Source organism: Micromonospora sp. AKA38 (assembly GCF_027925725.1).
Taxonomy (GTDB): Bacteria; Actinomycetota; Actinomycetes; order Mycobacteriales; family Micromonosporaceae; genus Micromonospora.
The window spans coordinates 720624-744107 of sequence record NZ_BNEI01000002.1; the positions used below are offsets into that span (position 1 = coordinate 720624).

Consider the following 23484-nt stretch of genomic DNA (forward strand, 5'->3'; position numbering starts at 1 on the left):
TGGACGGAGACCGCACGACGGACTGCGGCGGGCAGCGCGGGTCCGCCTGTCGGTGCCCGAGCGGCTCAACCGGTGCCCGTAGGCTCATCCCGACCACGGGGCCCCCGCCGGTGCGGGATCGACGACGAGGTGGGCATGAGCGGACGACGCGGCGGCACCCGCGACCTCCACGCGGCGCTGCCCACCGCCATGCGCGCGGCGGTGGACGACTTCGCCGACCACCTGTCCCGGGTGCGGAACCGCTCCGCGCACACCGTCCGGGCGTACGTTACGGACGTGGTCTCACTGCTGGACCACGCGGCGCGGATGGGCTGCGCCGACCTGCCCGAGCTGGACCTCGCGGTGCTGCGCAGCTGGCTGGCCCGGCAGCGGATCATGGGGACCGCCCGGACGACGCTGGCCCGGCGGGCCGCCGCCGCCCGGACCTTCAGCGCCTGGGCGCACCGGGCCGGCCTGCTCCCCGGCGACGTCGCCGCGCCGCTGGCCAGCCCTCGGGCCCGCCGGGACCTGCCCACGGTTCTGCGCGCCGATCAGGCCGCCGCCCTGATGGACGCCCCGGCACGGACCGCCGAGGCCACCGACCGGAACCCGGGGCTGCCCGCCGGGACCGACGCCGGGGCCGGGGCGGGCGACGGGCCCGGTACGCCGGAGGCGGTGCTGCTGCGGGACCGGCTGCTGCTCGAACTGCTCTACGGCACCGGGGTGCGGATCAGCGAGGCGTGCGGCCTGGACGTCACGGACGTCGACCAGGCCCGCCGGGTGGTACGCGTGCTGGGCAAGGGCGGTCGGGAGCGGGCGGTGCCGTACGGGGTCCCGGCGCAGCGCGCCCTGGACGCGTGGCTCGACGCCGGTCGGGCCGCCCTGGTGGTGCCCGGCTCGGGCCGCGCGCTGCTGCTCGGGGCCCGGGGCGGACGGCTGAACCCGACCACCGCCCGGCGGATCGTGGCCGGCTGGACCGCCGCGGCCGGCGTGCCGCGGGTGACCCCGCACGGGCTGCGCCACTCGGCCGCCACCCATCTGCTCGAAGGCGGCGCGGACCTGCGCGCCGTGCAGGAACTGCTCGGCCACTCGTCACTGGCCAGCACGCAGATCTACACACACGTCTCGGTCGAGCGGCTGCGGGCGGCCTACCGGCAGGCGCACCCACGGGCCTGACGGAACCGGCCGGCGGTGATCCACGGCGGGCTACCATCGACGGATGACGGTGCCGCAGCCGCCCGAGCCGATTCCCGGGGCTCGGCTGCTCTTCTCCCTCGACCCGTCCGTCAGCCACCTCAACCACGGCTCGTTCGGTGCCGTACCGGTCGCCGTGCAGCGCGCCCAGCAGCGGCTGCGCGACGAGATGGAGGCCAACCCGCTGCGGTTCTTCGCCCAGGGCCTGGTCGACCGGATCACTCACGCCCGGCGGCACCTGGCCACCTTCCTCGGCGCCGACCCGGACGGCACCGCCCTGGTCGGCAACGCCACCACCGGCGCGGCCGTGGTGTTGCAGTCGCTCGGGCTGCGCCCCGGCGACGAGGTGCTGACCACCGACCACGGGTACGGGGCGGTCGCCCTGTCGGTGGCCCGGGAGTGCGAGCGGACCGGGGCGGTGTCCCGGACCCTGCCGGTGCCGTTGACGGCCACCGACGAGGAGATCGTCGAGATCGTCCGGGCCGGGCTGCGCCCCGAGCGGACCCGGTTGCTGATCGTCGACCAGCTCACCTCGCCGACCGCCCGGCTGTTCCCGGCGGCGGCGCTCGTCGCGGTGGCCCGGGAACGGGGCGTGCCGGTGCTGGTGGACGCGGCGCACGCGCCGGGCATGCTGCCGGCCACGGTGGCGTCGGTCGGCGCCGACTTCTGGGTCGGCAACCTGCACAAGTGGGCGTACGCGCCGCGCGGCACCGCCGCGCTGGTGGTGGCGGAGCCGTGGCGGGAGCGGATCCAGCCGCTCGTCGTCTCGTGGGAGCAGGGCAGCGGGTTCCCCACCCGGGTCGAGTGGCAGGCCACCCTCGACTACACCGGTTGGCTGGCCGCCCCGGTCGGCCTGTTCACGCTGCGCAGCCTCGGCGTGGACCGGGTGCGCGCGCACAACGCGGCGCTGGCCGCGTACGGGCAACGGGTGGTCGGGGACGCGCTCGGGGTGGCGCCGGAGCGGCTGCCGGCGCCCGGCGGACCGGCGGTCGCCATGCGCCTGGTGCCGCTGCCGCCCGGCGTCGCGACGACGCTGGACGCGGCCCGGGCGCTGCGGGCCCGGATCGCGGACCGGCTGGCCGCCGAGGTGTCGGTGGCCGGCTGGAACGGCCGGGGTTACCTGCGGCTGTGCGGCCAGGTCTACAACACCCCGGAGGAGTACGACCGGCTGGCGGCACGGCTGCCCGCGCTGCTCGCCCAGGGCTGAGCGCCCGGGTTGGCCGGCGTCGGGTCGAGGGGGAGGAGTCGGACCCGGCCCAACCCGAGCAGGGCGAGCGGGTCCAGGTAGTCGTCACCGTGGCGCAGTCCCCAGTGCAGGCAGGCCGCGGCGGCACAGCCGGGGTGCCCGGCGAGCAGCTCGCCGACCGGGGTGCCGGCGTCGACCCGGGTGCCGGCCGCGAGCCGGGAACGGACCGGCTCGTAGGTGGTGCGCAGCCCGTCACCGTGCCCGACGGTGAGCACCGGCCGGCCGGCCACCGCACCGGCGAAGAGGACCGTGCCCGCTCCGGCGGCGCGCACCTCGGCACCCGGTGTGGCGACGAGGTCCACGCCCCGGTGCCCGGGCAGCCAGGGCTCAGGTGGCGGGTCGAACCGCCGGGCCACCCGGGGTGGGCCCGGCAACGGCCACCGGAAACGTGCCGCCGGACCGGCTCCCGGCGCCGCCGACACCGGTCGACCGACAAACGGTGCGGCGCCGGCCGGCGGAGAGGCCCGAACCGGCGCTGGACCGACCAACGGTGCGGCGCCGTCCCGCGGGGAAGCCCGGACCGGCGGTGGCGCAGCCCCGACGGGAGGTACGGCCGCGGCCGGCGGTGGGCCCGCCGGGCGTACGGCGCCGGCCGGTGCCGGGCGGCGCGACGGCTCGGCGGACGGGCCCGGCGTGAGGAGTAGCACCAGCAGCACGGCCGAACCGGCGCGACCGATCGGGGTAGCCATGCCGCGCACTCTGCCCGCGCCGCCCGGCGTCCGACCACCGCTCGCGGACGACGCTGTGGACGGACACCCGCTTGTGGACGACGCCCGAACTCGGGACGGATCTGCTATAGCGGATCCGCCTATGCTGGCCGCGTGACGAAGGACTGGCACGCCTGGCACCGCGACTACGACCAACCCGACTCGGCGCTGTCCCGGCGGCTCGCCGAGGTGCGGCACCGGATCGTCGAGGCGCTGGACGCGGCGCCGCCCGGCCCACTGCGCGCGATCAGCCTCTGCGCCGGCCAGGGACGCGACCTGATCCCGGTGCTCGCCACCCATCCCCGCGGCCGGGACGTGACCGCCCGCCTGGTCGAGTTGGATCCGCGCAACACCGAACCGGCCCGCCGGGCCGCCGCCGAGGCGGGGCTGACCGGCGTGGAGGTCGTCACCGGCGACGCGGCCCTGACCGACCGCTACGCCGACCTGGTCCCGGCGGACCTGGTGCTGGCCTGCGGCATCTTCGGCAATATCGACGACGACGACATCCGGTCGACGGTGCGACACTGTGCGTCGCTCTGCGCCACCGGTGGCACGGTGCTGTGGACCCGGCACCGGCGGGAGCCGGACCTGGTGCCCGTCATCTGCGACTGGTTCGCCGAGGAGGGCTTCGTGCCGGTGGCGGTGAGCAGCCCGGCCGACGGGGTGGGGGTCGGCGCGCACCGCTTCACCGGCCCGCCCCGGCCGCTCGCCCCGGGGGTGCGGATGTTCGAGTTCGTGGGGTACGACGAGTTGGAGCAGCGATGACCTCTGTGGACGACGTCAGCCGCCCCTCGCGGGTCGCCGGGCCGGACGAGGCGATCAGCGTCGAGGAGCTTCAGCTCGCCGCGCGCAACCACGGCATCCCGCTGGAGGCGTTGCGGTACGACGTGACGCCGGCGGGCCTGCACTACCTGCTCATCCACTACGACATCCCGGACGTGGACCCGGCCGGGCACACGCTGACCGTGTCCGGGGCGGTCGAGCGCCCGCTCCGGCTGGACCTGGCGACGTTGCGCGCCCGGCCCCGGGTCACCCGGCAGGTCACGCTGGAGTGCGCCGGCAACGGGCGGGCGTTGCTGCGTCCACGTCCGGTCAGCCAGCCCTGGCTGGTGGAGGCGGTGGGCAACGCCGAGTGGACGGGCACCCCGCTGGCTCCGCTGCTGCGCGAGGCCGGCCTGTCCGCCGACGCGGTCGACGTGGTGTTCACCGGCGCCGATCACGGGGTGGAGCGCGGCGTCGAGCAGGACTACCAACGCGCGCTGCCGGTGGCCGACGCGCTGCGCGAGGAGGTGCTGCTGGCGTACGAGATGAACGGCGCTCCGTTGCTGCCGCAGCACGGCGCCCCGTTGCGGCTGATCGTGCCCGGCTGGTACGGCATGGCGCACGTCAAGTGGCTGCGCGACATCCGGGTGACGACGGAGCCGTTCGACGGTTACCAGAACGCGGTGGCCTACCGGCTGCGGACCGACGCCGTCGACCCGGGCGTGCCGGTGACCCGGATCGAGCCGCGCGCGCTGGTGCGTCCGCCCGGGTTCCCGGATTTCATGTCCCGGACGCGGGTGCTGCGGCCGGGGCCGTGCACGGTGGACGGTCGCGCCTGGTCGGGGCACGCGCCGGTGACGTCGGTCGAGGTGACGTTCGACGGCGGCGACACCTGGACGTCGGCGCGTCTGGACGAGCCCACCGGGGGCGGGTGGGCGTGGCGCCGGTGGTCGGTGGCGTGGACGGCGACGCCGGGGCGGTACGTGCTGGGGGCGCGGGCGACGGACGCCTCGGGGCGGACCCAGCCGGTCGAGCAGCCGTGGAACCGGGGTGGGTTCGCGAACAACCTGGTGCAGCGCGTCGAGGTGGTCGTGCCGGCGGAGTGATCGGCGGCCGGCGGCGGGCGGTTCGGCCCGCCCGGCTCAGCCGCCGAAGCCCGAATCCGCGGGAAGCGAGATGTCGGGCTTTTCGAGCTCTTCCACATTGACGTCCTTGAACGTCATTACTCGGACGTTCTTGACGAAACGGGCAGGACGGTACATGTCCCACACCCAGGCGTCGTGCATCTCGACCTCGAAGTAGACCTCACCGTCGGAGTTGCGGACGTGCAGGTCCACCTGATTCGCCAGGTAGAAACGGCGCTCGGTCTCCACCACGTAGGAGAACTGACGGACAATGTCGCGGTACTCCCGGTAGAGCTGCAGCTCCATCTCGGTCTCGTACTTCTCGAGATCTTCCGCGCTCATCGCACTCCGCCTTCCATGACCACATCTTCCCCCACCGACACCGGAGGTCGAGGCTGCTCGCCCAACGCCACGCCGACGGTACCCCCTGGCGGGCCGGAGTGCTCCATCGGCTCGTCCCGACCCCCGGCCCCACGACCGGTGAGCGGTGCCGTCGGTTCCCCGCCGGCCGGGCGGCGGGCCCGCGGCGGCCGGCCGTCCCGCCCGGAGACGGCCGCCACGTTCACGTACGAGAACCGGTGTTCCCGGCAGGGCCCCCGCTCCCGCAGCGCCGCGCTGTGCTCCGCGGTGATGTAGCCCTTGTGCTCGGCGAAGCCGTAGCCCGGGAAGCGCCCGTCCAGCTCCACCATGATGCGGTCCCGGGTGACCTTGGCGAGCACGCTCGCCGCCGCGACGCAGGCCGCCACCCGGTCCCCCTTCCAGACCGCCAGCCCCGGCACGTCGAGCCCGTCCACCCCGAAGCCGTCGGTCAGTACGTAGTCCGGCCGGGTGTCGAGCGAGGCGAGCGCGCGGCGCATCGCGGCCAGGTTGCACACGTGCAGCCCGCGCGCGTCGACCTCCTCGGCCGGGATGATCACCACGGCGTACGCCAGGGCCCGGGCCACCACCTGGTGGTAGACCCGCTCGCGGGCCGCCGGGGTGAGCAGCTTCGAGTCGGCCAGCTCGTCGATCTCACCGCGCCGCCCCTCGGGCAGCACCGCGGCGGCGGCCACCAGCGGCCCGGCACAGGCGCCCCGGCCGGCCTCGTCGGCGCCCGCCACGTGCCGGAAGCCGCGCCGTTGCAGCGCCCGCTCCAACGCGTAGAGGCCGCCGTCGCGGCGCACCACCGTGCGCGGCGGGGTCAGCACGTGCCACCCCCGGTCAGCACCCGGCCGAGCCGGTCGGGCAGGTCGGGCGGGTAGTAGCGCTCGGTGGTGGCGGCCAGGTCGGTCACCACCCACCAGCGGTGCCCGTGCACGCTGGCCCGCTCGATCTCGTCGAAGCCGGCGGTGTCGACCTCCCACCCGGGCACCCGGACGAGGAAGAACTCCTGCTCCTGGCGGTACCAGACGCCGTCGAACGGGAACTCGACGGTCTCCGACCAGACCGGCGCGCCCAGCTCGGCCGGCGTCAGCCGGAGGCCGGTCTCCTCGGCCAACTCCCGCGCCGCGCCCTGCGCCGGGGTCTCCCCCGGGTCGAGCCCGCCGCCCGGGGTGAACCAGTAGCGGTGCCCCGGCCGGCCCGGATCGCTGCCCTCGAACAGCAGCACCCGGCCGGCGGCGTCGATCAGCAGCACCCGGGCCGCGCGACGAGGGGTGTAGACGGTCACCGCACCAGCCTGCCAGACGCCTCCGACGAACGACCACGCGCTCCGGTTAGGGATTGGGGATGCCGTCGAACTGCTTGGGCACGGTGAGCCAGGTGGCCCGGTCGACCGGCCAGAAGATCGTGAAGGCCCGGCCGACGACCTCACCCTCCGGGATGGTGGCCTCGGTGATGTCCTCACCGGACTGCTGCCAGTGCTCCAGTGAGTCGCCGGAGGCCTCCCGGTGATCGCCCATCACCCACAGCCGACCCTTCGGCACGGTGATGTCGAAGTCCTGGTCGGCGGGCTTGTTGCCGGGGAAGACGAACGGCTCGTCGATCGGCTTGCCGTTGATGACCAGCCGCTCCTGGCCACCGGTGCGGTCGCAGCAGACCACGTGGTCGCCCCCGACGCCGATCACCCGCTTGATGAAGTCCTCACCGTTGGGGTTGCCGCTCCACTCGGTGGGCGCCTTGAAGACGATCACCTCACCGCGGTGCGGCGAGCGGAAGTCGTAGACCAGCTTGTTGACCAGCACCCGATCGTCGATCGCGAGGGTGTTCTCCATGGACGGGGACGGAATGAAGAAGGTCTGCAGCACGAAGGCACGAACCAGCACTGCGACCAGGATCGCCACACCCAGGAGGATGGGCAGTTCCTTCCAGAAGGAGCTGCGCGGCTTTTCGGTCTGCTCGTCAATCACGGGAGGAGCCTACGTCCACCGGTGCGGCGCAGTCGCCCCGAACCCGGGAGAACGGCCAGCGTGGCCGCGACCGGAAGAATCAGGACGACACCCCCCAGCGGGTCGGGATCGATCGGGACCGGACGGGCCGGCGCGGCGTCCGCGCGGGGCAGGTCCGCGAACGTCTTGGGTACGGGCAGGCTGGTCCACCGCTCGGACGGCCAGACGATCATGAAGGCCCGGCCGACCACGTTGTCGATCGGCACCGGCCCCTGGCAGCGGGCGTCCTGCGACACCAGTCGGTGGTCGCCCATCACGAAGATCTGCCCCGGCGGCACCACCACCTCGGTGAACTGCCGGGAGCGGCACTCCTTCGGGTTGGGCGGCAGGTCGACCGGGGAGTCCTCGGAGACGTACGCCTGCTCCTCCAGCGGCGTGCCGTTGACCACGACGCGGCCGTTGTCGCAGCACCAGACCTTGTCGCCCGGCACCCCGATGACACGCTTGATGAAGTCCTTCTCGCCGGGGCGGCTGACCCCGACCAGGTCGCCGAGCGTGCGGCCGACCTTGCCGGCGAGGTTGGTCGGCGGGGCCGGCGCCTCCTGGGCGACCCAGCGGTCGGTGCCCCGGAACACCACGACCTCGCCGCGGACCGGGTCGCGCATGTCGTAGACGACCTTGTTGACCAGCACCCGGTCGCCGATGAGCAGCGTGTTCTCCATCGACCCGGACGGGATGAAGAATGCCTGGAGCAGGAACGTGCGGATCAGCACCGCGAGGCAGAACGCCACGACGAGCAGCAGCGGCAACTCCTGCCAGAGGGGCATCTGCCGTCGGGAACGCCGGGACCGCCGGCGCCAGGGATCGACGGTGCCGTCCTCGTCAAGCATCTGCACCATGCCACTCTCCGGATCGCCGCGAAAACGACACTACCGCCCGGGAGTCTCCTCGAAGACCCCACGGGCGGCAGTGGACCGCTTCGCGCCGTCCGGCTGCGCCCGTACCGACCAGGGTAATGCGATCCGGTCGATACGACATCCGCGCAGGCGGGACGGCGTGGCGGAAGTGGATCAGTTCGCCGGCTGCTTCTCCCGCAGCTCCTTGATCTTGGCCTTCTTGCCGCGCAGCTCGCGCAGGTAGTAGAGCTTGGCGCGCCGCACGTCACCGCGGGTCACGATCTCGATCCGGTCGATGCCCGGGCTGTTCAGCGGGTAGGTCCGCTCCACGCCGACACCGAAGCTGATCTTGCGGACCGAGAAGGTCTCGCGCAGGCCGTCACCCTGGCGACGGATGACCACGCCCTGGAAGATCTGGACCCGGGACCGGCTGCCCTCGACGACCCGCGCGTGCACCTTGACGGTGTCACCGGCACGGAAGTCGGGCAGGTCGGCGCGCTTCGACTGGGCGTCAAGGGCGTCCAGGATGTTCATCGCTGCGTCCTCGTGAGGCTCACGGCGCATCGTCAGTCGATGCGCGAACGGGTGATTCTGACCCCCGGGTGGTGACCGGCGACGCCGGCCCCGGTCGGGGGTCCTCGCAGCCGCCCACGGCGTGAGCGGATGCGGCAACCCCTCTACTTTGCCACATGCCCCGGCGGGGACTGAAACCCACCCCGCTCCAGCGCCGCCCGGTCCCGCTGGTCCAGGCTCTCCGGGGGCAGCGCGCCGACCAGGTCGGGGCGACGGGCCGCGGTGCGCCGCAGCGCCTCGTCGCGTCGCCAGCGCGCGATCCGGGCATGGTCGCCGGAGCGGAGCACCTCGGGCACGTCGAGGTCACGCCAGGTCGCCGGCTTCGTGTAGAGCGGCGCCTCCAGCAGCCCGTGCGCGTGCGACTCCTCGTCCAGCGAGCCGGCGTTGCCGAGCACCCCGGGCAGCAGCCGGGTCACCGCCTCCAGGATGACCAGCACGGCGACCTCGCCGCCGAACAGCACGTAGTCGCCGAGTGAGACCTCGGTCACCGGCATCCGGGCCGCCGCGTGGTCGAGCACCCGCTGGTCGATGCCCTCGTACCGGCCGCAGGCGAAGAGCAGGTGCGACTCGGTGGCCAGTTGGTGCGCCATCGCCTGGGTGAACGGGACGCCGGCCGGCGACGGGACGAGCAGCCGGGGCAGCGTGTGGCCGTCCGGGCTCAGCTCGTCGGGGGCCAGCGCGTCCAGCGCCTCACCCCACGGCTCCGGCCGCATCACCATGCCGGGACCGCCGCCGTAGGGCGTGTCGTCCACCGTGCGGTGCACGTCGTGGGTCCAGGTCCGCAGATCGTGTACGGCCAGCCGCAGCAGCCCGTTCGCCCGGGCCTTGCCGATCAACGAGAGGTCCAGCGGGGCGAAGTACTCCGGGAAGATCGAGACGATGTCGACGCGCATGCGGTGGCTCCAGCTAGAGGTCGAGCAAACCGCCGGGCAGGTCGACGACGACGCGACCGCCGGCGAGATCCACCTCGGGCACGATCGCCTTGACGAACGGAACGAGCACGGGACTCCCCGCCGGACGCCGCACCACCAACAGGTCGGAGGCGGGGGCGTGGTCGATGCGGTCCACCTCGCCGAGCCGTTCCCCGTCCCGGGTGACCACGGCGAGCCCGACCAACTGGTGGTCGTGGAACTCCTCCGGGTCGTCCGGCTCGGCGACGTCCGCGCTGTCCACGCCGACAAGCGTGTTGCGCAACGCCTCGGCGACGTCGCGACCCAGGACGCCGGCGAACACGACCAGCAGGCGGCCCTGGTGCCAGCGCGCCGACTCCACGGTCAGCGTCGGCGGCACCCGCCAGGCGCCGGGCTCGGCCGGCACCACCCCCGGCTCGGTGACCAGCACCGAACCGGGGGCGAAGCGTGCTTCGGGCTCATCGGTCCGCACCTCCACGGTGACCTCACCGCGGATGCCGTGCGGTTTGCCGATCCGGCCGACGACGAGAAGCATCAGTACGAGTCGACGATGTCGACGCGTACCCCACGTCCGCCGATGGAGCCGATCACCTGGCGCAGCGCCTTGGCGGTCCGTCCGGACCGCCCGATCACCGTGCCGAGGTCCTCCGGGTGCACGCGGACCTCGAGCCGCTTGCCCCGACGGGAATCGACCATCCGCACCCGGACGTCATCCGGGTGGTCGACGATCCCCTTGACCAGGTGCTCCAGGGCGGGACGCAGCGCCATGTCAGGCCTGCTCGCCGGACTCGGCGCCGGTCTGCGCCTCGGCCTTCGGCTCCTCCGCCTTCGGCGCCTCGGCCTCGGGCTTCGCGGCCTCCGTCTTGGCGGCCTTCTTGGCCGGCTTGGCCGGGGTGTCCGCCACACCGGCGGCGGCCTTCGCCTCGGCCTCGTACGCCGCCTTGCGGTCGGCCCGCTCCGGGGCGACCTTCAGCGGCGGCGGGGCCGGCAGGCCCTTGAACTTCTGCCAGTCACCGGTCAGCTCCAGCAGACGCTGCACGGCCTCGCTCGGCTGAGCGCCGACCGACAGCCAGTACTGGACCCGCTCCGACCGGACCTCGATCACCGAAGGGTCCTCCTTCGGCTGGTACACACCGACGAACTCGATCGCGCGACCGTCACGCTTGGTGCGCGAGTCGGCGACGACGATGCGGTACTGCGGGTTGCGGATCTTGCCCATCCGCAGGAGCCGGATCTTTACGGCCACAGTTGTTTCGCTCCTGTTGCGATCTCACCGGCCCGTCTGGGCGGTGTGGCGGGTGAGCGCCGACCGGCACAGTGGGGTTTGGGCCGGAGACTGCTCGGTGAACTGGCGACGCGCCCGGGTTAGAGGGCGCCGGACGCGTGCCGGATACCAGCGGACCATTCTGCCAGATCCGACCCGGAACGCTCGCACCGGACCCGGACCGCGCGCCCCGGACCGGCCGGTCCGTGACGAAGGACACCCTCAGCGTGCCGGCGGGCGGTCCCAACCGGGCGGCAGCTCGTCCGGAACGTCCCACTCCGCGGGCGGCGTGAAGTCGCACCACGTCCCGTCGAACGGGAACGCGCCCGACTCGGCGATCCGGATCACCCGTTCCCCCTCGGCGCGCACCGCCTTCTCGTCGGTCACCCAGTAGTGCTCCGGGAAGGCGAGCCGCTCGGCGAACTCGTCCTCGTCCTTCCACTCCCAGGTCAGGTCCGGGTGGATCACCACGTCGAGGTCCTGGTCCACCATGTCGACCCCGGCCACCGCGCCGTCGTCCCAGCGGACGCCGGGCTCCTCCAGGTTCACGTACCAGTTCTTGAACCGGCCCCGCTCGTCGGAGAACCACCACACCGAGTGGGCGGCGCCGGCGGGCAGGAACTTGAGCACCGACGGCCCGTTCCAGGTGCCGACCGCCAGGGCGTACGAGGAGACGATCCACTCGGCGAACGGCACCGCGCGCATGCCCGACCCGGCCGCGGTCACCTCGTACGCCACCGGCGCGTCGCGGGGCACCCAGAGCAGCAGCCCGCGCTCGTCGTCGGAGACGACGCGGGCCGTCCGGACCCACCCGATCCGCCCGTGCCGCACGTTGCGGTGCAGGACCAGCCGGCCGGGTTCGAAGCGCACGCTCACCATCCCTGACTTGTTAAGAGGGGGCCCCGCCTCTACCGAATGCGTTAACAGGGGGCCCTTCCTTACACCCTCAGTAGGCGCGGGCGAGGATGGCGACCAGGTCGGGCTCGTCCTCGGTGTCCGGCACCGAGCCGTCGGCGCGGAGCAGGCAGCGGACGGTGACGCCCTGCGCGTTCGCCTCGGCCTCACCGGGCACGCCCACCGCCGACCAGGGCACCATGGCCCAACCGGTGGCGGACGCCTCGATCGCCTCGGCCAGCGTCGACACCTCGACGGTGCGGGACCGGCGGAACTCCAGCGCCTGGTCGTGCAGCGCCCGCTGGTCGGCCTCCAGCGCGGCCAGCACCGCGCCGACCACGTCGGCCACCGGCGTGGGGGCCTTCGAGCCGTCGGTACGCCGGACCACCACCGCGTTGCCGGCGGCCAGATCGCGCGGGCCGACCTCGACGCGGACCGGGTAACCGCGCAGCTCGGCGTCGACGGCACGGCGGCCGAACGCGGTGTCGGTGCGGTCGTCCAGCGCCACCCGGACACCGGCGTCGCGCAGCGCGTCGCGCAGCTTGGTCGCGGCCTCGCTCACGCCCTCGCCGTCCTTGACGACCATCACGTACGCCTGGACCGGCGCCAGCTTCGGCGGCACCCGCAGCCCGTTGTCGTCGCCGTGCGCCATGATCAGCCCGCCGAGCATCCGGGTCGAGGTGCCCCAGGAGGTGGTCCAGGCGTGCTCCCGGCCGCCCTCGGCCGACGAGTAGCTGATGTCGAACGCCTTGGCGAAGTTCTGCCCCAGCTCGTGGCTGGTGCCGAGCTGGAGCGCCTTACCGTCGCCCATCATGCCCTCGCACGTGTACGTGGCGGTGGCCCCGGCGAAGCGCTCCCGGGCGGTCTTCAGGCCGACCACCACCGGGATGCCCAGCACGTTGACCATCAGATCCTCGTACGCCTCGTGCAGGATCCGCCGGGCGTAGGCGCGGGCGTCGTCCCGGGAGGCGTGCGCGGTGTGCCCCTCCTGCCAGAGGAACTCACTGGTGCGCAGGAAGATCCGCGGGCGCAGCTCCCAGCGGACCACGTTCGCCCACTGGTTGAGCAGCAGCGGCAGGTCCCGGTACGAGTCGATCCACTTGGCCATGAACTCGCCGATGACCGTCTCGCTGGTGGGGCGCACCACCACCGGCTCGGCGAGTTGCTTGCCGCCGCCGTGGGTGACCACCGCCAGCTCCGGCGAGAAGCCCTCGACGTGCTCGGCCTCGCGCTTGAGGTAGCTCTCCGGGATGAAGAGCGGGAAGTACGCGTTCTCCGCGCCGGCCGCCTTGATCCGGGCGTCCATCTCGGCCTGCATCCGCTCCCAGATGGCGTAGCCGGCCGGTCGGATGACCATGGTGCCCCGAACCGGGCCGTTGTCGGCCAGCTTCGCCTTGGCGATCAGGTCCTGGTACCAGCGGGGAAAGTCCTCCGCACGGGGAGTGAGCACGCGTGCCATGACCGCACATCCTATGCGTCGCGCGGGTCGCCGCTGCGCCGGGGAGCCGACCCGCGCCGTGTCGACCCGGCGGCCGTAGACTTCGACGTCGATGGGTGACGCACGGAACGCGATCGTGGAGGCCGCCCGGGCGCAGACCGTGGCCTGCGGCTGGGACGGCGTACGGATGGGCGCGGTGGCCGAGGCCGCCGGCGTCAGCCGGCAGACGGTCTACAACGAGTTCGGCACCAAGGCCGGCCTGGCCGAGGCGCTGGCCCGACGCGAGGTGGACCGCTTCGTCGGCGACGTCCGGGCCGCGCTCGGCGAGCACGGCGCCGACGTGCGCGCGGCCGCGTACGCGGCGATCCGCCGGACGCTCGCCGCCGCCGCCGACAACCCGCTGGTCAAGGCGATCCTGACCAGCGCCCGGGGCGGCTCGGACGAACTGCTGCCCTACCTGACCACCCGCTCCGAGCTGGTGCTCACCGAGTCGACCGCGGCGCTGCTGGAGTGGGCCGGGTGCCACCTGCCCGACGCCGACCCGGCGGCCCTGGCGTTCGCGGCGGACAGCGTGGTGCGCCTGGTGGTGAGCCACATCGTGCTGCCCCGGGCCCCGGTCGACGAGACCGCCGGCAAGTTGGCCGACCTCGCCGTCCACCTGTTCCTGGCCGCCGCCCCACCGCGCTGACCCACCCCCACGCACTCGTTCCGGGAGACAGCAGCGGCGCGGACGGGCAGACGGACGGGGGCGCGCGCCGGCGTCAGCGGATCACGCGGCCGCGCAGCACGATCCGGCTGGGCGTCCGGACGACCCGCAGGTCGCGGCGCGGGTCCGCGGCGTAGACCACCAGGTCGGCGAGGCCGCCCTCGACCAGGCCGGGGAAGCCGAGCCACTCCCGGGCCCGCCAGGAGGCGGCGGCCAGCACGTCCTCGGCGGGCATCCCGGCCTGCTCGTGCAGCAGCAGCATCTCCTCGGCCGCGAGCCCGTGGTCGATGCCGCCGCCGGCGTCGGTGCCCACGTAGATCGGCACGCCGGCCTCGTGCGCGGCGCGGACCACCTCGGGGAAGCGGTCGCGCAGGGCGAGCATGTGGTCGGCGTACCCGGGGAACTTGGTTCGGGCCTGCTCCGCGATGTGGCCGAACGTCCGAATGTTGATCATCGTGGGCACCAGCGCGGTGCCCTGCCGGGCCATCAGGTCGATCAGGTCGAGGCTCAGCCCGGTGCCGTGCTCCACCGAGTCCACCCCGGCCCGCACCATGATCTCCACGGCCGACTCGGAGAACGTGTGCACCGCGGCGCGTACCCCGGCGGCGTGCGCGGCGGCGACCGCCGCGGTCATCGTGTCGGCGTCCCAGGCCGGCGCCAGGTCGCCCACGCCCCGGTCGATCCAGTCCCCGACCAGCTTGACCCAGTCGTTGCCGGCGGCGGCCTGCGCCGCCACGGTCGCGGCCACCTCGGCGGCGTCGACCTCCACGCCGATGTCGCGCAGGTACCGCTTCGGCGGCGCGACGTGCCGGCCGGCGCGGGCCAGGCGTGGCAGCTCCGGCTCGTCCTCCAACTCCGGGTACGGGTACGGCGAGCCGGCGTCACGGATCGCCAGCACGCCCGCGTCCCGGTCGATCCGGGCCAGTTCGCGGGCCTGGTCGAGCCCGGTGATCGGCGCGCCGCCCCGGGCGATGCCGATATGGCAGTGCGCGTCGGTCAGGCCGGGAAGCACGAAGCCGCCGTCGGCCACCGTCTCGGCGCCCGGCACCGGTTCGAAGGTGACCCGGTCGCCGACCAGCCAGACGTCCCGGACCTCGTCGTCGGGGAGGAACACACCGCGCACGTGCAGAGCCATGCGCACAGTCCTACCCGATCTCAGTCGTCCTCGCCGGCCAGCAGGTCGTTGCGTCGTGCGGTCAACGCCGGCAGATCGACCGAGACCTTCCAGGGTCGCTCGGTGACGAACAGGTCCTCGGTGTGGGTCAACTGCTCGTACTCGCGGGCAGCGCCACCCAGCGTGTACTCGGTGAGCGCGATCCGCTCGTGCTGCGGGTCCACCACCCAGTAGGAGCCGACCCCGGCGCGGGCGTAGACCCTCGCCTTGTCGTAGAGGTCGCGGAAGTGCGACGTCGGCGAGACGACCTCCACCGCGAGCAACGCGTCCTCGATCGGCACCGGTGACCGGCCGGCGTGCTTACGCCGGATGACCACCACGTCGGGTCGCGGCTCGTTACGCCGGTCGACCCGCATCGACAGGTCGATGGTGACCAGGAACTCCGGCGGGCAGTTGACTTCGAGCGCGAGCAGCAGGCGGACACACAGGTCCTGGTGCAGGGCAGTGGGGGACGGCACGATCAACCTTCCGTTGATCAGTTCGTACGGAAGGTCCTTGGGCAGGTCGCCCAGGTCGTCGACCGTCCACTCGTGCCGCTCCGGCAGGATCGGGGCCGCGGTCACTGACATCTCCTTCCAGGGGGGCGACATCACCCTAGGAGATGATGACGTCGCCCACCGTCACCGACACGCTAGCGGGGACCCTTCTCCCCACCCTTTCCCAGCTTGTTGAAGTCGATCTTCGGCAGCTTGAAGCCCGGAGGCAAGCCCTGCCCACCGGCCAGGTCGCCCGGGTCCAGGCCCGGCGGGAGCTGCGGCATGCCGCCGGGGAAGCCGCCCGGCATCCCGGCGCCGGTACGCGGCCGACCGCCGCCGCCCTTGGTGCCCTTGCGCTTGTTCTTGGGCGACTTGGTCGCCTTGCGCCGGCCGCCGCCGGGCAGGCCCATCATGCCGCCCATCTGCTTCATCATCTTCTGCGCGTCGGCGAAGCGGTTGAGCAGCTGGTTGACGTCCATCACGGTGACGCCGGAACCGTTGGCGATGCGGGCCCGACGGGAACCGTTGATGATCTTCGGGTTGGTGCGCTCGCCCGGCGTCATCGACCGGATGATCGCGGTGACCCGGTCGAAGTGCTTGTCGTCCAGCTCGGCGATCTGGTCCTTCATCTGGCCCATGCCGGGCATCATGGCCAGCACGTTGGCGATCGGACCCATCCGCCGGACCGCGATGAGCTGATCGAGGAAGTCCTCCAGCGTGAAGGTCTCCCCGCCCATCAGCTTGGCGGTCATCTTCTCCTTCTGATCGGAGTCGAAGGCCGCCTCGGCCTGCTCGATCAGCGTGAGGACGTCGCCCATGCCGAGGATCCGGCTGGCCATCCGGTCGGGGTGGAAGACGTCGAAGTCCTCCAGCTTCTCGCCGGTGGAGGCGAACAGGATCGGCTGGCCGGTGACCTCCCGGACGGAGAGCGCGGCACCACCGCGGGCGTCACCGTCGAGCTTGGAGAGGACCACGCCGGTGATGCCGACGCCGTCGCGGAACGCCTCGGCGGTGCGGACCGCGTCCTGGCCGACCATGGCGTCGATGACGAAGATGACCTCGTCCGGCTGGACCGCGTCGCGGATGTCCGCCGCCTGCCGCATCATCTCGGCGTCGATGCCGAGCCGGCCGGCGGTGTCCACGATGACGATGTCGCGGGCGGCGCGGCGGGCGTGCTCGATCGAGTCGCGGGCCACCTGCACCGGGTCGCCGACGCCGTTGCCGGGCGCCGGGGCGTACACCTCGACGCCGGCCCGGCCGCCGAGCACCTGGAGCTGCCCGACGGCGTTCGGGCGCTGAAGGTCGGCGGCGACCAGCAGCGGCTGGTGGCCCTGGCCCTTGAGCCAGCGGGCCAGCTTGCCGGCGAGCGTGGTCTTGCCGGAGCCCTGGAGGCCGGCGAGCATGATCACGGTCGGCGGGTTCTTGGCGAACTGGAGCCGCCGCCCCTCGCCACCGAGGACGTTGATCAGCTCCTCGTTGACGATCTTGACGATCTGCTGGGCCGGGTTGAGCGCCTGGGAGACCTCGGACCCGCGGGCCCGCTCCTTGACGTTCGCGATGAAGCCCTTGACCACCGGCAGGGCGACGTCGGCCTCCAGCAGCGCCATCCGGATCTCGCGTGCGGTGGCGTCGATGTCGGCGTCGGTGAGCCGCCCCTTGCCGCGGAGCTTGGTGAAGATCCCGGACAGGCGGTCACTCAAGGTGTCAAACACGCGAACATCCCGTTTGTCGTCATCGGCGGGCACAGTGCGGCCGGGCCGGCTGTCCAGCCCACCGTTAGGGTAGCCCGCCGCCCGCACCCCCGCTCCGACCCGGCCGGGCCGCCGAGTCGTTCCTGCTCTCAGCTCGAAAGGCGCCGACGCGCCGAGGTCCGCCCGCCGCGGTCCGACGGGCACCGGCCGGCACCCGAGCGGGTCAGGAGACGACCAGGCCCGACTGGTACGCGAAGACCACCAGTTGCGCCCGGTCCCGGGCCCCGAGCTTCACCATCGCCCGGCTGACGTGGGTACGCGCCGTGGCCGGGCTGACCACCAGCCGGTCCGCGATCTCGGCGTTGCTCAGCCCTTCCCCGACCAGCCCCACCACCTCGCGTTCCCGGTCGGTGAGCGACCCGAGCCGGGGATGCGGACGCGGCACCCGGGCCGGCCGGGTCGCGAACTCCCGGACCACCCGCCGGGTCACCGACGGGGACAGCAGCGCCTCCCCGTCGGCGACCAGGCGGATCGCCCGCAGCAGGTCGACCGGGCGGGTGTCCTTGGTGAGGAAGCCGCTGGCGCCGTGCCGGAGCGCGTCGAAGACGTACTCGTCCAGCTCGAACGTGGTCAGCACCACCACCCGGGTGCCGGCCAGCGTCGGGTCGCCGACGATGCGACGGGTGGCCTCGATGCCGTCGACGCCGGGCATCCGCACGTCCATCAGCACCACGTCGGGGCGTTCCCGGCGGGCCACCGTCACGGCGGCGAGCCCGTCGGCGGCCTCCCCCACGACCGTCAGGTCGTCCTCGCTCTCCACCAGGGCCCGCAGTCCGATCCGGACCAGGTCCTGGTCGTCGGCGAGCAGCACCCGGATCATGTGACCTCCCCCGTGGGCAGCGTGGCGTGCACCCGGAACCCGCCGGCCGGGGCCGCCCCGGCGCTGAACGTACCGCCGAGCGCGGTGACCCGTTCGCGCATGCCGGCCAGGCCCGAGCCGGTAGGCCGGGCGGGCCGGGCGGAGGGGCCCCGGCCGGTGTCGGTGACCTCCACGGTGACCTGGCCCGGCGCGTAGCCGAGGCGGACCGCGGCGGTGGCCGGCCCGGCGTGCCGCAACACGTTGGTCAGCGCCTCCTGCACCACCCGGTACGCGGCCAGGTCCACCGCCGCCGGCAGCGCGCGTGTCACGCCGGCCACCTCGACGGTGAGCGGCACGCCGGCGCCGGCCAGCCGGTCCCGCAACTGCGGGAGCTGGCCCAGCCCGGGCGCCGGCGCGCGCTCGTCGACGGACTCCTCGCGACGGACCACGGTGAGCGTGACCCGCAGCTCGTCCAACGCCTCCTGGCTGGTCCGGCTGATCGCGGTGAGCGCCGCCTCGGCCTGCTCGGGCCTGCGGGCCAGCAGGTGCAACGCGATCTCGGCCTGGAGGTGGATCGCGGCGAGGCCGTGGCCCACCACGTCGTGCACCTCCCGGGCCACCCGCAGCCGCTCCGCGTCGGCCAGCCGGCGGGCCCCGTCCGCCCGGCTCCGCGCGGTGGCCTCGCGGCCCATCCGCACGGTGACCCCGATCGCGACCGGCACCACCACCCACGCGGCGACCGGCATCAGACCGACCGGCCCCGGTGGCCGGACCCCGACGAACACGTAGGCCAGCAGCGCGGCCAACGCGACCGCGCCGGCCACCGCCGCGTCGCGGAACGGCAGGTGCGCGGCCACCGCGTAGACCGCGGCGAAGAACGACAGCAGGATCGGGCCGTACGGGTAGTCCAGCATCAGGTACGCCGTGGTCGCGGCGGTGACCACGGCCAGGGTCGGCACCGGCCACCGTCGGCGTCCCGCCACCGCGAGCGCGGCGACCACCACCAGCGGATAGGCGCCCAGGTCGGCCCGGACGTCCTGGTTCAGGCCGGCCGGCCCGGTGCCGGCCAGCCCGATCGCCAGCAGGGCCAGGGCGAGCAGGCCGTCGAGGGACCACCGGCGCCGACGCTCGCGGTCCACCTCGCTCCCCCCGTCCCGGCTCAGCCGATGTCCCGCCGGCGCAGCAGCGCCGCGCCGATCGCCGCGAAGCCCACCAGGTACGCGGCCACCACCACCGCCGCCTGTCCACCGCCGACGGTGGCGGCGACACCCGGGGTGTCCCCGGGCGCGCCCAGCGCGGCGGCCAACGCCCCGGCGTTCGGGCCCGGCAGCCCCTGCTGGGCGGTCGCCACCCAGTCGACGAGCGGGGCGGCGATGGCGGCGAGCAGGTTCTGCACGGCGAGCATCCACACCAGTCCCAGGCCGACCGGGAGCGCCACCGCACGCAACGCGACCGCGAGCACGGCACCGAGCATGGCCCACATCGTCGCGACGAGCCACCCCGCGCCGACGCCGACCACCAGATCACCGGCCGACGGCCAGCGCACCGGCTGCGCCTCGGCGGACGCGATCAGCGCGGCGGCCACCGCGCCGACCGCGAACACGGCAAGCACCACGCCCAGCGCGGCGACCGCGAGCGCGAGCAGCTTGCCCGCGTACACCTGGAGCCGGGTCGGGCCCTGGGTGAGCACGGTCTTCCAGGTGCCCCAGCCGTACTCGCCGCCGGCCGTGAGCACGCCGAGGATCAGCAGGATCGCACCGAGGAAGATCGGCAGGCCGCCGAGCGAGTTGCCGACCAGGTGATCGGGGAGCAGGGCGGGCAGCGCCCGGTCCGTGTTCGGGCCGTCGGCGCCGCCGGCCACCCCGGCGTACGGGAAGAGGTAGGTGAAGATCAGCGACAACGCCAGCGTGATGGCCAGCAGCAGCCAGACGGCCGGCCGCCGGACCAGCTTGACCAGCTCGGCACCGAAACTACGCGACATCGGCGGTACCCCTTTCCACCAGGTCGAAGAAGATCTGCTCCAGGTCCCGCTCCCGGGGCCGCAGCTCGCGTACGGCGAGCCCGGCACCGACAAGCGCGGTGTTCAGCCAGGCGGCCCGCGCCGGCTCGACCGCCACTTCCAGCCCGCCGTCGACGACACGGACCCGGTCCGCGCCGACGAGTTCCCGGGCCCGCTCCGCCGCCGCGTCCAGCGGGTCGGCGAGCACCCGCAGCGCGGCCGCGCCGCGTAGTTCGTCGATGCTGCCCTCGGCGACCAGCGCGCCCCGGGCGATCACGCCCACCCGGTCACAGATCTGCTCGACCTCGCCGAGCAGGTGACTGGAGACCAGCACGGTGTGCCCGGCCGCACCGAGCCGCCGGATCAGCGTCCGCATGTCCGCCATGCCGGCCGGGTCGAGGCCGTTCGTCGGCTCGTCCAGGATCAGCAGGCGCGGGTCCTTCAGCAGCGCGGCGGCCACCCCGAGGCGCTGCTTCATGCCCAGCGAGTAGCCGGTGTACCGGTCGCCGGCCCGGTCGGCGAGGTCGACCTGGTCGAGCACCGCCGCGACCCGGTCCGCGCCGACGCCGGCGTAGCGGGCCAGCACGCTCAGGTTGTCCCGGCCGGACAGGTACGGGTAGAACGCCGGCCCCTCGATCAGCGCGCCGACGCCGGCGAGCCGCCCGACGCCGGGGGTACGGCCGAACAGCCGCACCGTGCCGGCGCTGGGCCGGACCAGGCCGAGCAGCATGCGCAGCGTGGTGGTCTTGCCGGCGCCGTTGGGGCCGAGGAAGCCGTATACCTCGCCGGGTCGGACGGTCAGGTCGAGATGCCGCACGGCGGTCAGGCCGCCGTACCGTTTGGTGAGCGCTTCGGTCTGCACGGGCGGGTTCATGCCGTTGAGCGTCCCGCCGGCGGCCCTCCGCCGCGTCGGCCCGGCGGCGGCTCCCGGCGTACGTCAGTGGGCGTAGCGCGAGGTGTTAAGCGGGGGCCCCGCCTCTACCGAAAACGTTAATAGGGGGCCCTTCCTTACACGGCGGCGAGGAGGGCGGCCTCGACGACGGCCCGACGCTCGTCCGGTAGGTCGGTGCCGACCAGGTAGAACGTGTCCACCACGTCGCCGCCGAGGGTGGCGATCCGGGCGGCGCGCACCTGGGCGCCGGCCTCGTCGAGCGCGCAGGTGACCCGGTAGAGCAGGCCGGCCGCGTCCGCCGCGCGCAACTCCAGCAGCACCGCGTCGGTGGCCGCCTCCCGGTGCCAGACCACGCGGGGCGCGGCGCCCCGGCTGCGGGCGGCGAGCGCCCGGCCGCGCAGCCGCTGGGTGACCGAGACGTCGCCGGCCACCGCCCGGCGCAGGTCGGCGCTGAGCGCGATCGGGTCGGGGGCGAGCCCGTAGCGCGGCTGCACCCGGCACTCGACCAGGGCGCGACCGTCCACCGTGGCGGCGTCCGCGGAGATCACTTCCAGTCGGTGCAGGGCCAGGCACCCGGCCACGGTGGCGAGCAGCCCACGCCGGTCGGCCGCGGCCACCGACACCCGGTCCTCGCCCAGGTGTACGACCGGCAGCGGGCCGGCGACCAGCGCCGGGTCGGGGGCCGGCGGGGCGGGCACCACGCCGGTGTCCAGCGTGGTGCGTACCCGGGCGACCAGGTCGGCGATCAGCCGGCCCTTCCAGCCGGACCAGGCGGCCGGGCCGGTGGCGGCGGCGTCCGCCCGGACCAGCGCGTGCAGCAGTTCCAGCGTGCCGGGGTCGCCGACCAGCCCGGCGACCCCGGCGATGGTCTTCGGGTCGGACAGGTCCCGCCGGGTGGCCACCTCGGGCAGCAGCAGGTGCAGCCGGACCAGCGTGCCGATCAGCGCCGCCTCGGCCGGGGGCAGCCCGATCCGGGTGGCCACCGCCTCGGCCAGCGGCGCCCCGACCGTCGAGTGGTCTCCCGGAAGTCCCTTGCCGATGTCGTGCAGGAACGCGCCGAGCAGCAGCAGGTCGGGGCGCTCCACGTCGCGGGTGTGCCGGCTGGCCTCGTACGCGGTCTGCACCAGGTGCCGGTCGAGCGTGAACCGGTGCACCGGGTTGTGCTGGGGCAGGCTGCGCATCCGGGTCCACTCGGGCAGCCAGCCGTCGATCAGCCCGTACCGGTCGCAGGTCTCCCAGGCCGGCACCAGGCCGGGGCCGGCGCCGAGCAGGGTGATCAGCGCGGCGCGGGCGGCCGGCGGCCAGGGCGCGGGCAGCGGCGGGCAGTACGCGGCCAGCCACTCGCAGGTGGCGCGCGCGATGGGCAGCCGGGTGGTGGCCGCCGCGGCGGCCACCCGCAGCGACAGGCAGGGGTCGGGGCGGGCCCCGATCGCGGTCCGGGCGAGCACCAGTTCGCCGTCCTGCTCGACGACGTCCCGGGCGACCGGGCGGCGCACCGGCCGGCCCGAGGCGGCGCGCTGCCGGCCGGAACGGAGTCGGTCGGCGGCCCGCCAGGCGTCGTCGAGGGCGTGGCGGACGGTCCGCGCGTCGCCGGCGATCAGGCGCAGCAGCGCGTCGCCCCCGTCGACGCCGAGGAGCTTCGCGACGCCGTCGCGTTCCTGCGCGACCAGGCGGTCGACCCGGCGGCCGACCTGCTGGTGCAGGGCGTCCCGGGTGTCCAGCAGCCGCCGGTGCGCGGCGTGCACGGCGGGGCGGAGCGCGTCGGTGACGCCGGCGGTCGCGATGGCCCGCAGGATGCCGACGTCGCGCAGCCCACCGGCGGCCTCCTTGAGGTCGCCTTCGAGCAGGAAGGCCAGCTCGCCGTGGGCCTCCCAGCGGGTCGCGGTGATCTCGCGCAGCCCGGGGAGCTGCCGGATGGCGGTACGCCGCCAGTGGTCGGTGGCGGTGCGGGCGAGCTGCTCGGTCAGAGCCGGGTCGCCGGCCACGTGGCGCGCGTCGAGCAGGCCGAGGGCGACCTTGACGTCGTCCTGGGCCACCGAGAGCGCCTCGGCGACGGTGCGTACCGAGTGGTCGAGCCGCAGGCCGGCGTCCCAGATCGGGTACCAGAGCGCGGCGGCCAGCTCGTCGACGCCGGGCACCCCGGCGTGCAGCAGCACCAGGTCGAGGTCGCCGTAGGGGGCGCACTGGCGGCGGCCGAGCCCGCCCACGGCGACCAGCGCGACGCCGGGCCGGGCCGGGAAGATCCGGCGCAGCCAGGCGTCGAGCGCGTCGGCGCGGTCGGCACGGGCCGCCGCGCCGACGCCCCCGGGCACGCCGGTGACCTCGTTGACCACGGGTACGCCGTCCCCGCCCGGGGCGGTGGCCGTGGTCAACGAGGTCACGTCGGCGGATTC

At 74.1% G+C, this 23484-nt stretch carries 26 protein-coding genes; 5 read left to right on the forward strand and 21 right to left on the reverse strand.

Features of this window, described 5'->3' with window-relative positions; all coding sequences use genetic code 11:
- Positions 1–135: 135 nt before the first annotated feature.
- Positions 136–1155: a tyrosine recombinase XerC gene (locus TPA0908_RS06765; RefSeq protein ID WP_281935675.1), complete on the forward strand. Its 1020-nt coding sequence runs from the start codon at positions 136–138 to the stop codon at positions 1153–1155.
- Between the two features lie 43 nt (positions 1156–1198).
- Positions 1199–2380 (forward strand): aminotransferase class V-fold PLP-dependent enzyme, encoded by a 1182-nt coding sequence (locus TPA0908_RS06770; RefSeq protein ID WP_281935676.1) that lies wholly within the window; start codon positions 1199–1201, stop codon positions 2378–2380.
- On the opposite strand, the gene TPA0908_RS06775 is transcribed toward TPA0908_RS06770, so the two are convergent.
- On the reverse strand, positions 2314–3108 hold the full coding sequence (locus TPA0908_RS06775) for a murein hydrolase activator EnvC family protein (protein ID WP_281935677.1): 795 nt from the start codon (positions 3106–3108) through the stop codon (positions 2314–2316). The two genes, TPA0908_RS06770 and TPA0908_RS06775, sit on opposite strands and share 67 nt — an antisense overlap.
- 132 nt (positions 3109–3240) lie before the next feature.
- Between TPA0908_RS06775 and TPA0908_RS06780 the strand changes: the two genes are divergently transcribed.
- A complete protein-coding gene (locus tag TPA0908_RS06780; RefSeq protein ID WP_281935679.1) occupies positions 3241–3891 on the forward strand; it encodes an SAM-dependent methyltransferase in 651 nt (216 codons plus the stop codon).
- The gene (locus tag TPA0908_RS06785; protein WP_281935681.1) at positions 3888–4994 is read left to right on the forward strand and encodes a sulfite oxidase; all 1107 of its coding nucleotides are present in this window, start codon (positions 3888–3890) and stop codon (positions 4992–4994) included. Before TPA0908_RS06780 ends, TPA0908_RS06785 begins: the two co-directional genes overlap by 4 nt.
- Before the next feature lie 36 nt (positions 4995–5030).
- Here the strand turns inward: TPA0908_RS06785 and TPA0908_RS06790 are convergent, their stop codons facing one another.
- From TPA0908_RS06790 to proS, 12 genes are all read right to left on the reverse strand, one after another.
- Positions 5031–5354 (reverse strand): DUF2469 domain-containing protein, encoded by a 324-nt coding sequence (locus TPA0908_RS06790; RefSeq protein WP_007075222.1) that lies wholly within the window; start codon positions 5352–5354, stop codon positions 5031–5033.
- A complete protein-coding gene (locus TPA0908_RS06795) occupies positions 5351–6199 on the reverse strand; it encodes a ribonuclease HII (RefSeq protein WP_281935688.1) in 849 nt (282 codons plus the stop codon). Before TPA0908_RS06795 ends, TPA0908_RS06790 begins: the two co-directional genes overlap by 4 nt.
- On the reverse strand, positions 6193–6660 hold the full coding sequence (locus TPA0908_RS06800) for an NUDIX hydrolase (RefSeq protein ID WP_281935689.1): 468 nt from the start codon (positions 6658–6660) through the stop codon (positions 6193–6195). Before TPA0908_RS06800 ends, TPA0908_RS06795 begins: the two co-directional genes overlap by 7 nt.
- Before the next feature lie 46 nt (positions 6661–6706).
- Complete coding sequence (gene lepB, locus TPA0908_RS06805) at positions 6707–7339, reverse strand: signal peptidase I (RefSeq protein ID WP_281935690.1); 633 nt, start codon at positions 7337–7339, stop codon at positions 6707–6709.
- Positions 7336–8217 carry a signal peptidase I gene (gene lepB / locus TPA0908_RS06810; protein WP_281935691.1) on the reverse strand — a complete coding sequence of 294 codons (882 nt, stop codon included), beginning with the start codon at positions 8215–8217 and terminating at the stop codon, positions 7336–7338. The genes lepB (TPA0908_RS06805) and lepB (TPA0908_RS06810) overlap by 4 nt, the downstream gene beginning before the upstream one ends.
- Before the next feature lie 171 nt (positions 8218–8388).
- Positions 8389–8748 (reverse strand): 50S ribosomal protein L19, encoded by a 360-nt coding sequence (rplS, locus tag TPA0908_RS06815; RefSeq protein ID WP_091064199.1) that lies wholly within the window; start codon positions 8746–8748, stop codon positions 8389–8391.
- 143 nt (positions 8749–8891) lie between these two features.
- On the reverse strand, positions 8892–9680 hold the full coding sequence (trmD, locus tag TPA0908_RS06820) for a tRNA (guanosine(37)-N1)-methyltransferase TrmD (RefSeq protein ID WP_281935693.1): 789 nt from the start codon (positions 9678–9680) through the stop codon (positions 8892–8894).
- Positions 9681–9693: 13 nt separating this feature from the next.
- Positions 9694–10233 (reverse strand): ribosome maturation factor RimM, encoded by a 540-nt coding sequence (rimM, locus tag TPA0908_RS06825; RefSeq protein WP_281935694.1) that lies wholly within the window; start codon positions 10231–10233, stop codon positions 9694–9696.
- Positions 10233–10466 (reverse strand): RNA-binding protein, encoded by a 234-nt coding sequence (locus tag TPA0908_RS06830; protein WP_013732101.1) that lies wholly within the window; start codon positions 10464–10466, stop codon positions 10233–10235. Before TPA0908_RS06830 ends, rimM begins: the two co-directional genes overlap by 1 nt.
- A gap of 1 nt (position 10467) precedes the next feature.
- Positions 10468–10944, reverse strand: a complete 477-nt coding sequence (gene rpsP / locus TPA0908_RS06835) for a 30S ribosomal protein S16 (protein ID WP_107155951.1) — start codon at positions 10942–10944, stop codon at positions 10468–10470.
- Between the two features lie 240 nt (positions 10945–11184).
- A complete protein-coding gene (locus tag TPA0908_RS06840) occupies positions 11185–11832 on the reverse strand; it encodes a DUF402 domain-containing protein (protein ID WP_281935697.1) in 648 nt (215 codons plus the stop codon).
- Between the two features lie 76 nt (positions 11833–11908).
- A complete protein-coding gene (gene proS / locus TPA0908_RS06845; protein WP_281935698.1) occupies positions 11909–13315 on the reverse strand; it encodes a proline--tRNA ligase in 1407 nt (468 codons plus the stop codon).
- 91 nt (positions 13316–13406) lie between these two features.
- On the opposite strand from proS, the gene TPA0908_RS06850 reads away from it, so the two are divergent.
- Positions 13407–13982, forward strand: a complete 576-nt coding sequence (locus TPA0908_RS06850) for a TetR/AcrR family transcriptional regulator (RefSeq protein WP_281935699.1) — start codon at positions 13407–13409, stop codon at positions 13980–13982.
- Between the two features lie 73 nt (positions 13983–14055).
- Here the strand turns inward: TPA0908_RS06850 and TPA0908_RS06855 are convergent, their stop codons facing one another.
- The 8 genes from TPA0908_RS06855 to TPA0908_RS06890 form a co-directional block, all read right to left on the reverse strand.
- Positions 14056–15135 (reverse strand): amidohydrolase family protein, encoded by a 1080-nt coding sequence (locus TPA0908_RS06855; protein WP_281935700.1) that lies wholly within the window; start codon positions 15133–15135, stop codon positions 14056–14058.
- A gap of 20 nt (positions 15136–15155) precedes the next feature.
- Positions 15156–15737, reverse strand: coding sequence for a Uma2 family endonuclease (locus TPA0908_RS06860; protein WP_281935702.1), 582 nt, complete (start codon positions 15735–15737; stop codon positions 15156–15158).
- Between the two features lie 68 nt (positions 15738–15805).
- Positions 15806–17362: a signal recognition particle protein gene (ffh, locus tag TPA0908_RS06865; protein WP_281935704.1), complete on the reverse strand. Its 1557-nt coding sequence runs from the start codon at positions 17360–17362 to the stop codon at positions 15806–15808.
- A 202-nt stretch (positions 17363–17564) separates the two neighbouring features.
- Positions 17565–18221: a response regulator transcription factor gene (locus TPA0908_RS06870; RefSeq protein ID WP_107156095.1), complete on the reverse strand. Its 657-nt coding sequence runs from the start codon at positions 18219–18221 to the stop codon at positions 17565–17567.
- A complete protein-coding gene (locus tag TPA0908_RS06875; protein ID WP_281935707.1) occupies positions 18218–19339 on the reverse strand; it encodes a sensor histidine kinase in 1122 nt (373 codons plus the stop codon). Before TPA0908_RS06875 ends, TPA0908_RS06870 begins: the two co-directional genes overlap by 4 nt.
- Positions 19340–19359: 20 nt before the next feature.
- Entirely contained in the window at positions 19360–20181 is an 822-nt protein-coding gene (locus TPA0908_RS06880) for an ABC transporter permease (RefSeq protein ID WP_281935708.1), read from the reverse strand.
- Complete coding sequence (locus TPA0908_RS06885; protein WP_281935710.1) at positions 20171–21073, reverse strand: ABC transporter ATP-binding protein; 903 nt, start codon at positions 21071–21073, stop codon at positions 20171–20173. Before TPA0908_RS06885 ends, TPA0908_RS06880 begins: the two co-directional genes overlap by 11 nt.
- A 134-nt stretch (positions 21074–21207) precedes the next feature.
- Positions 21208–23472, reverse strand: coding sequence for a [protein-PII] uridylyltransferase (locus TPA0908_RS06890; RefSeq protein ID WP_281935711.1), 2265 nt, complete (start codon positions 23470–23472; stop codon positions 21208–21210).
- Between the last annotated feature and the right edge of the window lie 12 nt (positions 23473–23484).